This is a genomic window from Halomicronema hongdechloris C2206, assembly GCF_002075285.3.
Lineage (GTDB): Bacteria > Cyanobacteriota > Cyanobacteriia > Phormidesmidales > Phormidesmidaceae > Halomicronema_B > Halomicronema_B hongdechloris.
In genome coordinates this window covers 824,510-836,613 of sequence record NZ_CP021983.2, presented here as the reverse complement: position 1 = coordinate 836,613, position 12,104 = coordinate 824,510, and the positions used below count along the sequence as shown (strand labels likewise).

6 protein-coding genes, 2 pseudogenes and 3 CRISPR repeat arrays are annotated in these 12,104 nt (G+C 49.7%); of the genes and pseudogenes, 2 read left to right on the top strand and 6 right to left on the bottom strand.

Annotated features, from left to right (window positions below):
* Positions 1-19 precede the first annotated feature (19 nt).
* A complete protein-coding gene (locus XM38_RS03905) occupies positions 20-1,186 on the top strand; it encodes an ISAs1 family transposase (RefSeq protein ID WP_202978820.1) in 1,167 nt (388 codons plus the stop codon).
* Between the two features lies 1 nt (position 1,187).
* On the opposite strand, the pseudogene XM38_RS29335 reads toward XM38_RS03905, so the two are convergent.
* Positions 1,188-1,289, bottom strand: a pseudogene (locus XM38_RS29335) (DUF5615 family PIN-like protein); the annotation flags it as partial.
* Positions 1,286-1,444, bottom strand: a complete 159-nt coding sequence (locus XM38_RS25715; protein WP_187329264.1) for a hypothetical protein — start codon at positions 1,442-1,444, stop codon at positions 1,286-1,288. The gene XM38_RS25715 and the pseudogene XM38_RS29335, both read right to left, overlap by 4 nt.
* 107 nt (positions 1,445-1,551) lie before the next feature.
* Between XM38_RS25715 and XM38_RS03900 the strand changes: the two genes are divergently transcribed.
* Positions 1,552-2,598: an IS5 family transposase gene (locus XM38_RS03900; RefSeq protein ID WP_080806623.1), complete on the top strand. Its 1,047-nt coding sequence runs from the start codon at positions 1,552-1,554 to the stop codon at positions 2,596-2,598.
* Positions 2,599-2,764: 166 nt separating this feature from the next.
* Here XM38_RS03900 and XM38_RS25710 read toward each other — a convergent pair.
* The 4 genes and pseudogenes from XM38_RS25710 to cas1 form a co-directional block, all read right to left on the bottom strand.
* A pseudogene (locus XM38_RS25710) lies at positions 2,765-2,893 on the bottom strand (DUF433 domain-containing protein); the annotation flags it as partial.
* 357 nt (positions 2,894-3,250) lie between these two features.
* Positions 3,251-3,649 (bottom strand): endonuclease domain-containing protein, encoded by a 399-nt coding sequence (locus XM38_RS03895; protein WP_202978819.1) that lies wholly within the window; start codon positions 3,647-3,649, stop codon positions 3,251-3,253.
* A 952-nt stretch (positions 3,650-4,601) separates the two neighbouring features.
* A CRISPR array of direct repeats spans positions 4,602-5,554; the repeat unit is 36 nt; unit sequence GTTTCCAACTATTCCGAATTAACCCAATCGGTGGGG.
* Positions 5,555-6,435: 881 nt separating this feature from the next.
* A CRISPR array of direct repeats spans positions 6,436-6,991; the repeat unit is 36 nt; unit sequence GTTTCCAACTATTCCGAATTAACCCAATCGGTGGGG.
* Between the two features lie 2,195 nt (positions 6,992-9,186).
* Positions 9,187-10,541: direct repeats of the CRISPR family, unit length 36 nt; unit sequence GTTTCCAACTATTCCGAATTAACCCAATCGGTGGGG.
* Positions 10,542-10,742: 201 nt separating this feature from the next.
* Positions 10,743-11,018, bottom strand: a complete 276-nt coding sequence (gene cas2, locus XM38_RS03890) for a CRISPR-associated endonuclease Cas2 (protein ID WP_080808744.1) — start codon at positions 11,016-11,018, stop codon at positions 10,743-10,745.
* The gene (cas1, locus tag XM38_RS03885; RefSeq protein WP_088429133.1) at positions 11,018-12,022 is read right to left on the bottom strand and encodes a CRISPR-associated endonuclease Cas1; all 1,005 of its coding nucleotides are present in this window, start codon (positions 12,020-12,022) and stop codon (positions 11,018-11,020) included. Before cas1 ends, cas2 begins: the two co-directional genes overlap by 1 nt.
* Between the last annotated feature and the right edge of the window lie 82 nt (positions 12,023-12,104).

Sequence of the window (12,104 nt, the reverse complement as noted above, 5' to 3'; positions counted from 1 at the left end):
GAGTTTCAGGCTAATCCCAATGGTCCTAGCGTCTATGCGTCTGCCCCCTACCCCTACTACCCTCGACTCGAGGCATGAGCCTGCTGTAGAGCGCATCGAGATCCTCGAAGCCTTCGTTGCCCTGCCAGATGTCCGTCAGGCCTCTGGCAAACGACATCAGATGGCCTTATGCCTGGCGCTCTTCACCCTGGCGGTGACGGCCGGTAATCGTGGATTTCTGGCCATTGGCGACTGGCTCAAAAGCTACCGCAGCGAGTTGATTGACCTCTTCAACCCGCCCAAGGGCCGTCTTCCCTCCTACAGCACGATTCGCCGGGTGCTGCTAAAGCTAGACTATGGACAGTATTCGGCGGCCTTGGCTCGGTTCTTTGGCATTGAACCGTTAGCCGGTGAAACCTTAGCGGTGGATGGCAAAGTCTTACGCGGGTCGTATCAACTGGAGACTGACAATCCTGACTCTCCCCCTCATCCCGCCATTCTATTGGTCAGTGCTTATCTGGTGGAGCGGGGGTTGATTCTGGAGCCCTATCAGGTAGAGCACAAGACCAACGAAATCAAAGCCCTGCCCGAGTTCATTAAGCAACTGGCGCTGAAGGGGGTGGTGATAGCCTTTGATGCGATTAGCACCCAAAAAAACTGTCAGCTCATCCTTGACACCGACAATCATTACTTGGGTGCCCTCAAAGGCAATCAGGGTAACTTGCACAAAAGCGTTCAGGCCAACTTTATCGCTGAGGACAGCTACACCGAGGTCAGTAAAGGGCATGGGCGACTGGAGAAGCGGGTCGTTAGCCTATGCACCACCCTCGATAACATCAAGCCCTGGCCAGGGCTGAAGACGCTCATTCGAGTGGAGAGTGAGCGACACTTCAAGAAGGGCGGGCAGCCTCACTTAGAAACTGAGACCCGCTACTATGTCGCCTCGTTTTTAGAATCAGCGGAATCCTTGGCTCGGCGCATTCGGGGCTATTGGGGCGTTGAAAATAAGGTACATCATATCCGGGATGTGACCCAGGGAGAAGATGCTTCGCGCATTCGTATGCACCAGTTGCCGCAAATCTTCGCCGTCGCTCGAAACTTCGCGCTCAACCTCTATCGCTCCAACGAGTTCGCCAATATGGCTCAGGCTGAACGACTCTGCAAGTTTGGTCTAGATACCCTCAAGGCCATTTTTAGAATGAAATAGCCCTGCCGTCTTCCTGCACGGTTAGAACATCAACTTCTCTTATCCGTAATCCTGTGGTGATGGCACCATGAACATTCTCGTCCATATACAAGCTGAGGCTCATTGCAACAAGCCCTGAGCTTTCAGTCGTGCAACGAAGGGGGACTCGCCAGCTTCTAAGCGCATTGCTTCCGCCTCCTGAAGGTCGGCTTCAATGGCAGCATCTAGGTCTGCTTTGTGATCCCAGTAGTAGGAGAGTGCTCCATAAATCTGACTCATGGTTAGATTGCGGTGGTTAACGTAAATCTCTTCAGGGCACCTCGAAAAATAGCCAGAGCGATCTCAGTATGAGATCATAAGGTCGGTTTTGTTGAAGCACGCAGGCCATGGGACAGCAGGGATTCTGGGATATCGAAGAGCGCCAGCAAAAACTGGAGCAAAAGAAGGCGGTACTGAATCGGTTGAATCAACTGGTGCCGTGGGAGACCTTTCGTCCGATTCTGATGCAGATTCGAGAGAAACCGCGCAAAAGCCAGGCCGGTCGTAACCCCACCGATGTCCTGTTACTCTTCAAGATGCTGGTGCTGCAAAAGCTATACAACATCAGCGATGACGAACTGGAATATCAGGTCAACGACCGACTGTCCTTCATGCAATTTCTCGGTTTGGGGCTTGAGGATAGAGTCCCGGATGCAACGACGGTGTGGCTCTTCCGAGAACAGTTGCAGCAGCACGGCTTGGTGGAGGCGTTGTTCGAGCAGTTTGGAGCCTATCTGCAAGGGGCAGGCTATGCCGCCAAGGATGGGCAAATTGTGGATGCGACCTTGATTCCAGTTCCCAAACAACGCAACACCCGTGAGGAGAACCAAACCCTCAAGCAGGGTGAGGTTCCCGTTGAGTGGCAAGAGACCCCTCATCAGCTCGCGCAAAAAGATGTTGACGCCCGATGGACGAAGAAAAATGGAACGTCCCACTACGGCTACAAAAACCACATCAATAGTGATGCCGGCTTTAAGCTCATTCGCCGTTACAGCGTCACCGATGCGTCGGTCCATGACTCGCAGGTCTTGGGCGAGTTGCTCGATGCGGATAATAGCGGCGATGGACTTTGGGCCGATAGTGCGTATCTCTCCGTGCTGATTGTCGAGGTGCTGAAATTGATAGGGTTTGAGCCGCATATAAATGAACGGGCCTATCGCAATCGCCCCTTAAGCGAGGCCCAGAAAACCGCGAATCGAGAGCGCTCCAAAACCCGTGCCAGAGTGGAGCACATCTTCGGAGATGTCGTCACCAGCATGGGTGGCAAGGTGGTGCGCAGCATCGGGTTAGCCCGTGCCCAGACCCAGCTAGGTCTGAAAAATCTGGTGTATAACCTGAAGCGGTTTGTGTGTCTCGAAACCCAACGTGCTGCATCGGCTGAACTGGCAAGATAATCGGACCTAAAGCCGGGAAATCGACTTAAACGTGGTCTTCCAACCCTATTTTTTTGTCAAAATGGGAAGCTTTTTTCGGTGGAATGTCTCGGACTCTCTTTGAGTCACCTTGACGGTCTCAAATGAGACGCCATTAGCTAAAGAAAACTGATTAATCGAGGTCCCCTTCAGGAGTCCAGCCATAAGCTCTTTGGGCCATGACAATTTCAATCACTTTTAGTGTGCTGCCTTCGATTAAGGGCACTTGGTTTTCATCGAGGACAATATGTTTGTAGTCGGTTGCAGTTTGAGGCATGGCTCAAGGGTCTGAAGGGTTGTATTGATCCTAATACGGGACCAGTCAGGAATCGTAGGGTGGCTAAGCCCAGCATCGATAGCTTTAGCCAGGTAGGGTCAATCTTTGGCTTGCCCACCTGGTATGTGAAGGGGCGAATTCGGTGGAGGAAGGCTCTTTGATAGCTGAGTTTTCCCTCTCCCTAAATCCCTCTCCCAGAGCGGGAGAGGGCTCATTGACTGACAAAACCTGCTAGAACCCAGACTATCCAAAGGGTCAGGGAACCTGCCCCCTACAGCAATCTGGTAAGGGCGCGGTTTCCGCGCCCAATGCAGAATCTTTTGTCAGTCAACCAGGGGAGAGGGGCTTTGAAGGTTACTAAATATTTGTCTGAGTTGTCAGGATTTGAACGTAAGTATCGATCTGCTCTAAGACTTCTGATAAGGTTTGCTCTACTGCGGTTGTAGAGAAGCGGAGAACGGTTAATCCGAGTTCTTCTAAAAGGTCTTGCCGTTGTTTGTCTTTTTCAATGTGTTGAGTGTGAACGGCACCATCAACTTCGATCACGAGTCGAGCTTGGGATATGTAGAAGTCTACGATAAAGGGACCGATAGGCTGTTGTCGCCGCACTCTATAACCGCGTTGCTTGCGTCGTAACTGTTGCCAAAGTTTTTCTTCTGATGGGGTCTGCTGTTGTCGTAGGTCGCGGGCTACTTCGACCATGCGACGACGTAGGGATTCGGGGATGTCCCATTTTTCTGTGGGATGGGAGGTCATTGGGCGGGTTTTCGAGTGGTGTTCTTTGGGTAAGAATGCCCTTTCTATAAGGGGTTATCTCATGTTGGGAGTAGTCTTTGATGGGTCTGGTTCCCCTTTCGCCCATTTTGGCAGAAAGCGATGCCCTGAGCGCAGTCGTAGGGGGGTTAGGGGATAGAGGGCGAACTTAGCGTGAGAAAGCGCATTGATGGCTGGGTTTTCCCTCTCCCTAAATCCCTCTCCCAGGAATTGTAGGGTGGGTAAGCCCAGCATCGGTAGCTTAGCTAGGTAGGGTCAATCTTTGGCTTGCCCACCTGGTATGCGAAGGGGCGAATTCCGTGGAGGAAGGCTCTTTGATAGCTGAGTTTTCCCTCTCCCTAAATCCCTCTCCCAGAGCGGGAGAGGGACTTTGAGCCGTCATCTATTCCGAATTAACCCAATCGGAGTTGAAAGGACGGAAGAGAGAAGACGGAAGAGGGAGGAATTTGGTTAAAAAGTGAGCTCGTAGGGTGGGCATTATCTTGTCCGAAATCTTGGCTAACCCACACTCAAACTACAATGCCCACCGCTGAAAAAATTGGTGGGCAAACAAAGCTTACAGGCACCAGCGAGGGTTATCTATAGCAATCACAGTTGAATTTCGAACAGCATTCCATAGACTATAGGCTTTGTAAGCGATTCTCATTCTAAATTCAGTTAGGCTTGCTATATCCTGATTTTGCCCACCCTACCTACTCTCTCAAACTTCGAAGGACGAAAGAGGGAAGAGAGAGGACGGAAGAGTCCGATGGTGAGAGGCTCATCATTTGTGAGCATCTTTCTTCTAATCTCCTCGTTCTTCCGCCCATGGTCCGAAGGACGGAAGAGGGAAGAGAGAGGACGGAAGAGTCCAATGGTGAGAGGCTCATCATTTGTGAGCACCTTCACTCTAATCTCCTCGTTCTTCCGCCCTCCGCCCTCGTTCTTTTCTTCGGTTTCCAACTATTCCGAATTAACCCAATCGGTGGGGTTGCAAACCGCAGAAAGTGGACTCTCTACTCCAATTAACAATCGTTTCCAACTATTCCGAATTAACCCAATCGGTGGGGCTAACAAGGGGGATTCAATCAAAGCTTCAGTTACTGACGTTTCCAACTATTCCGAATTAACCCAATCGGTGGGGATATTTAGGTTTTCGACCGGCTCCTGGCCTAGCTCCCCCATGTTTCCAACTATTCCGAATTAACCCAATCGGTGGGGTGCCAAGATATATCATGCGCCAACCCCAACGGGAGAGGGCGTTTCCAACTATTCCGAATTAACCCAATCGGTGGGGAGAAGTTCACATCCAAGAAGAAGAATACCGGGGATTTTGGTTTCCAACTATTCCGAATTAACCCAATCGGTGGGGGCTTGAGTCAAATCCATATAGTACTTTTGAGGAACTTCCCGTTTCCAACTATTCCGAATTAACCCAATCGGTGGGGGGAACCGGCATGAAAATGCTCGGCCCATTGGGAAACGCCAGTCGTTTCCAACTATTCCGAATTAACCCAATCGGGTGGGGACAAGTTGCTTAGTGTCCTCATGATTCTGGATTTTCAGTTTCCAACTATTCCGAATTAACCCAATCGGTGGGGGAGGTGAAACGCTGGCGATGACGGAAGGGTCAGTTTTTAGAGTTTCCAACTATTCCGAATTAAACCCAATCGGTGGGGCCAGTTGTTGTAGTGACAGGCCAGGTGTCGATGCCAGGTGTTTCCAACTATTCCGAATTAACCCAATCGGTGGGGGGGACTGAATCAGGCACAATCTCTGGGTACTATTCAGGTGAGTTTCCAACTATTCCGATTAAACCCAATCGGGTGGGGAACGAAACTATGGTACCGCCTTCCATGGCGGCATCAACCGGTTTCCAACTATTCCGAATTAACCCAATCGGTGGGGTACTGCGCATAGTGCTCCTCGCTCGCTCGTCGCGGGCTGAGTTTCCAACTATTTCCGAATTAACCCCAATCGGTGGGGTCGACGTCCTCTTTGGGTTGATCTCTCCTTTGCCTATGTTTCCAACTATTCCGAATTAACCCAATCGGTGGGGTAGGGTAAAGAGCACCCTCAGCCGCGTAGCGACCAATCACGACCGTTTCCAACTATTCCGGAATTAACCCAATCGGTGGGGGAGCGCTTTCAACGCTGAAATATCAGCAACTTCGATCGTTTGGTTTCCAAATATTCCGATTAACCCAATCGGTGGGGCCTGTCGGAACTACCAAATCTTGACTTAGCAGGAATTCATGTTTCCAACTATTCCGAATTAACCCAATCGGTGGGTGCCTAACCTAATGGGCAGTTGACCAGATCGACTATGGAATGATGCGTTTCCAACTATCCGAATTAACCCAATCGGTGGGGTGAAGTCAGTAAACTTGCAAATGAAGCCGCTGCTTGTACGTTCCAACTATTCCGAATTAACCCAATCGGTGGGGGGGATATAGATAACAGGAAGGAAAAACCCTACAAACCCGGAGACGTTTCAACTATTCCGAATTAAACCCAATCGGTGGGGGTGCCGCGCCATTTGCTGCGACTTTTCCTACCACGTTTCCAACTATTCCGAATTAACCCAATCGGTGGGGAACTTTCTCTTATGGTGTGAGAACTTTTTTATAAAAAGAACTGGTTTCCAACTATTTCCGAATTAACCCAATCGGTGGGCCTAGTGCTCCTGTTATGGTATCCTGGTGGACTCAAAGTTGTTTCCAACTATTCCGAATTACCCAATCGGTGGGGCTGCGGGTAAAATCGAGCGCATTTTAATCGATAGCCTTGAGTTCCAACTATTCCGAATTAACCCAATCGGTGGGGCTACAACATTGACTTTGGTGACCTGACAGTTATTGTTCGGGTTTCCAACTATTCCGAATTAACCCAATCGGTGGGGCTCGTTTGCGGGATTCGGGTGAGTCCCGGGCGTCAGTCATGTTTCCAACTATTCCGAATTAACCCAATCGGTGGGGGGAAAACCTGCTCCGTCCTCAACCCCTAGGGACTGTGGGTTTCCAACTATTCCGAATTAACCCAATCGGTGGGGCTAGTTTGGTATTTGTTGAAGATCTCTCGACTTGAGATCTTGTTCAACTATTCCGAATTAACCCAATCGGTGGGGTATAGACATAGAACCTGCTGGCCGGCCATACGTGTTTCCAACTATTCCGAATTAACCCAATCGGTGGGGTTCCTCTTCCTGCTGCTGCAATCGCTGGTCCTGCCTCTCGGTTTCCAACTATTCCGAATTAACCCAATCGGTGGGGGCATGTGGATGCGCTGGGCCACCCGACAGGCTTCAGTGTTTCCAACTATTCCGAATTAACCCAATCGGTGGGGGTGCATGAAACTGAGGCGTGTAAGAACTAAAACAAATTTTTATGTTGTTTCCAACTATTCGAATTAACCCAATCGGTGGGGGCAATCGAGGTAAATTTGCTAAAGCCTACTGTGGATGCGCGAGGGTTTCCAACTATTCCGAATTAACCCAATCGGTGGGGGTTGGTTACATCGGGATATGTTGAACTAGAGGAAGTAGTTTCCAACTATTCCGAATTAACCCAATCGGTGGGGGGGTCAGGAACATGGCGTCGCCATAACTGAAGAAGGCATAGGTTTCCAACTATTCCGAATTAACCCAATCGTGGGGGCACAGCTCAAGAGGCTGTGGCGTCCCGCTGGGGGAAGTCGTTTCCAACCTATTCCGAATTAACCCAATCGGTGGGGGCCAGGGCTGGCACGGTTAGCGTCAAAAAGCACAACTGTCTGGGTTTCCAACTATTTCCGAATTAACCCAATCGGTGGGGGGCGAATGGATCTGTGGACACGATCTTATGGGTTGACGTGAGTTTCCAACTATTCCGAATTACCCAATCGGTGGGGGCTTGACCAATGACCACCCTTCTAATCCTGGCTACACCGTTTCCAACTATTCCGAATTAACCCAATCGGTGGGGGACGGAGAAGAGCTGCCCGCTGCGATTGCATATCGGCAACGAGTTTCCAACTATTCCGAATTAACCCAATCGGTGGGGGGGATGAAGCATTTTCCGTACTCCTCGATCCCCAAGAGTTGTTTTCCAACTATTCCGAATTAACCCAATCGGTGGGGCTATGAAAGAATTTTCTCATTACCTAGATAATAACAAAATTGCCATTACGGGTTTCCAACTATTCCGAATTAACCCAATCGGTGGGGGTATTCACAACAATAACGAGACCCGGCAGCATTAAATCCACAGTTTCCAACTATTCCGAATTAAACCCAATCGGTGGGGGCCATCGTTTATAACAATAACAGCTCTAACTTTTTCAGTGGGTTTCCAACTATTCCGAATTAACCCCAATCGGTGGGGGAAACAGGAAGAGGGACCCCCGTTACCTCTACCAAGTCGCCGGCCCAGTTTCCAACTATTCCGAATTAACCCAATCGGTGGGGGCTGCGATGAGATCTCAGTAAATTACTGATCCGACAAGTGTTTCCAACTATTCCGAATTAACCCAATCGGTGGGGGTCTTGTATGCTGCGGCCTCAGGGTTTGTTGTGACATCTGTTTCCAACTATTCCGAATTAACCCAATCGGTGGGGCAACGACACGCCGCTGATTTGCCAAATCTTGGAAAAGTTTCCAACTATTCCGAATTAACCCAATCGGTGGGGGGCGATCCAATAGGTCCATCTAAACAACCCTGTACCTAAGTCCGTTTCCAACTATTCCGAATTAACCCAATCGGTGGGGGGGCGGGGAGCTGACTGCTTGCTACGAGCTAGTCACCACCCCGTTTCCAACTATTTCCGAATTAACCCAATCGGTGGGGGTTTGCTCCGTTAGCTTCACCAGGCGACGATGCAGCCAGTTTCCAACTATTCCGAATTAACCAATCGGTGGGGGCTGCCTTACAATCGCCTCTATGACTGGATGTATTTGGTTTCCAACTATTCCGAATTAACCCAATCGGTGGGGGTTAAGGTAAGAACTCTTTCAATAAAATTTTTACTTAACGTTTCCAACTATTCCGAATTAACCCCAATCGGTGGGGGCTAACTAAAACAACTACCATTGAACACCCTGAACAGTTTCCAACTATTCCGAATTAACCCAATCGGGTGGGGGGAAGTTGATGCCAGTGCTTTAGAGCTGGCCCAAGCTTTGTTTCCCAACTATTCCGAATTAACCCAATCGGTGGGGGCCCGGGGGCGGTCGCCGCTGGGTTTGTAGATACTTTGTTTCCAAACTATTCCGAATTAACCCAATTCGGTGGGGGGAGATTCAGATATAGAAACCGAAAAGGTCTTTTCTTTCGAAGGTTTCCAACTATTCCGAATTAACCCAATCGGTGTGGGGGTTGGTTGCGCCAGTAAGATCAATAATGCGTCCTTCGTTTCCAACTATTCCGAATTAACCCAATCGGTGGGGCAACCGGCCTTACCCTTACAAAAACAAACAGGGGATTACTAGGTTTCCAAACTATTCCGAATTAACCCCAATCGGTGGGGTGTTTGTATTACGAATGGGCAGTTTTATACTGATTATTGTTTCCAACTATTCCGAATTAACCCAATCGGTGGGGGGGTCGCCACACTCTGAGAAACATCTTTTGGAGGAACTGTTTCCAACTATTCCGAATTAAACCCAATCGGTGGGGGAACTCCTACACAGCAAGGGTTTTAGAGCTTAGACCACCTCTGTTACGGTTTCCAACTATTCCGAATTAACCCAATCGGTGGGGGCAACATACATGAGAAACTCACCAACCTGTTGACTGCTCCCCGCGTTTCCAACTATTCCGAATTAACCCCAATCGGTGGGGGGTCAATTGTTCGTTGACTTTATCCAAGTGGTTCGAATAAGTTTCCAACTATTCCGAATTAACCCAATCGGTGGGGGGTCAACAGAATCAAAATCTTTGAAGGTCCACCCGTATTTAGTTTCCAACTATTCCGAATTAACCCAATCGGTGGGGGCTTTCGGAGTCATCTAAATTTATATAAACTACTTTCCAAAGTTTCCAACTATTCCGAATTAACCCAATCGGTGGGGGTTGAGTTGGGGTTAAGGCACTAGGAGCAGCACTGATACCCGAGTTTCCAACTATTCCGAATTAACCCAATCGGTGGGGGGAAGAGTATAGCAAAGGGAGAGGAATGGCTGAAACCCTTGCTGTTTCCAACTATTCCGAATTAACCCAATCGGTGGGGGGCACGGAATCCTGTATTCGCGCAGTTGCAAATGGGGCCTACGGGTTTCCAACTATTCCGAATTAACCCAATCGGTGGGGCCAAGCTTCCTGGCTGAAGAATGGTTTGCGCTACGTCAGCGTTTCCAACTATTCCGAATTAACCCAATCGGTGGGGGTTTATCGTGTTTGACGATGGATCCTTTCTTAGCAGAAGGTTTCCAACTATTCCGAATTAACCCAATCGGTGGGGGCGGATACTAAAGAGCCTATAAAACTTCAAGGACATCGAGGGTTTCCAACTATTCCGAATTAACCCAATCGGTGGGGCATAACACTGCAGATGGTTGTGTTCCCGAACTTAATCAGTTTCCAACTATTCCGAATTAACCCAATCGGTGGGGGATGCTGAATCCAGAGCTCTACAGACCAGAGCATAAAGAGTTTCCAACTATTCCGAATTAACCCAATCGGTGGGTAATCTATGCCGCAATTTGGGTGAACGGCAAAATCAATTTGTTCCCTGAGTTTCCAACTATTCCGAATTAACCCAATCGGTGGGTTGGTGAGTGGCTCAAAATGAAGCGAATTCAGCGAGGACTGTGAGTTTCCAACTATTCCGAATTAACCCAATCGGTGGGCGATCGCTGCGGATACTGATCCGGGTGTTCAAGCGGTTTCCAACTATTCCGAATTAACCCAATCGGTGGGAGTTCGTCTGGGGGGCCTTGCCCGGAGCGGGTTTCAGCCGTTGAATCGACGCACCTGCTAAACAGGATACTCCATCATGCTCAAAATCGAGCATTTCAGCCTCCAACCAATGCTCAAACCCCTGATGGTGCAAGGCATCGACGCACCTCCACGAGAGAATGGGAGCTACAGCCATTGGTAGGGGTGCGTCGATGGGAGGCATTTAAATGATGTAAACATTGGGAGGTGGGGTAGGCGGGTCGCTGCCAATGGCCAGACTCTTGGCAACGGACTGAGGGGTAAGCCAATAAAAGCGCACATTATCTTCATCAGGATTAACACGGCGTTGAATGCGTCGATGTAACTCCTGCATTTCTGCTTGGGTTAGAAAACATTCAAACACACTTTTTTGTACCCGTCGTCCGTAGCCTTCTAGAAAGGTTGCCAACTTGGTGCGGCGTTTATTATCGGGAATATCGTAAGTGATCAGCACCAGCATTAGGCCGCCCTCACGAAAGGTTGGTAAGGTATAACCTCCAGCAGGGCTCGTTTATAGCGCTTCACCTGGTAGTGAATAGCGCGGCGATAGGTCACCGGTTCTTGCACATCTGGATGTTTAACGCTTTGGTTCATATTGGCTTCGAAGGCATGAATAAACCGTCGCCGGGCGGCATCGGCGATATAGACGCCACCGGTTTCGGTGGGCCAGGTAAAGTCATCGGGGTGCAGGGTGCGGCGATTAATCAGCGTCACCACCAGGGTGTCCACGACTGGGGAGCGAAACTCTTCCATGAGGTCGAGCACCAGCTCCGGTAGTTTTTTATCGGAGCGGTGGAGATTGCCCAGGTAGGGATTTAAGCCCTCTGCCAGGATGAGACTCATGACATTGTTCGAAAGCAGCGTGTAGCCAAAGCTCAGTAGGGAGTTGACAGGATCCCTAGGTGGGCGGCGGTTGCGCTCTTCAAAGGTAAAGTCAGGGGTGATCAATAACTGACCCAGGGCTGGAAAATAGCGAGCAGCCGTAATGCCTTCGTAGCCTCGCAGTTGGTCAACGGAGCCCGCTGTCTCTGAAGCATTAATGTCTCGCTGAATTCCACTAATAGCATTGGCGACGGTCTCCAGGTGACGCTTGCGGTTGAGGCGCAGTAAGAGTTGCCTGGAGTTCACGAGCTTGCCGCGAATGATGGCTCGGGCAGTTTCTAAGTGAAAGGTCCTATCGGTATAGTTCAGGAACTGGTTACGTTCAGCCTCTAAATCTCTAAGCTCAGCACTCCAGAGATGTCCTTTATAGATGCCGGTTCGGCTGAGGAAGACCACCGGAATCTGTTGCTGCAGACAGGTGCCGATCACGGCAGTGCTGAGCTGGATATTACCAAAGAGCAGGATGCGCTCGATCTCTCGAATAGGAATCTCTAAGCCGTCATCTTCAGGCGGATTGAGAATAAAGCGTCCATGCTCTTTACGCAGGCAGGTGCCTTGCTTTACTACATAAAGGTCACACATAATAAATAACTCCCAAACCAAAACATTTGTATTGATCCAGACTTAGGTCTGGTCGAAAATAGTAGGAAGTGAATTGGGGCGG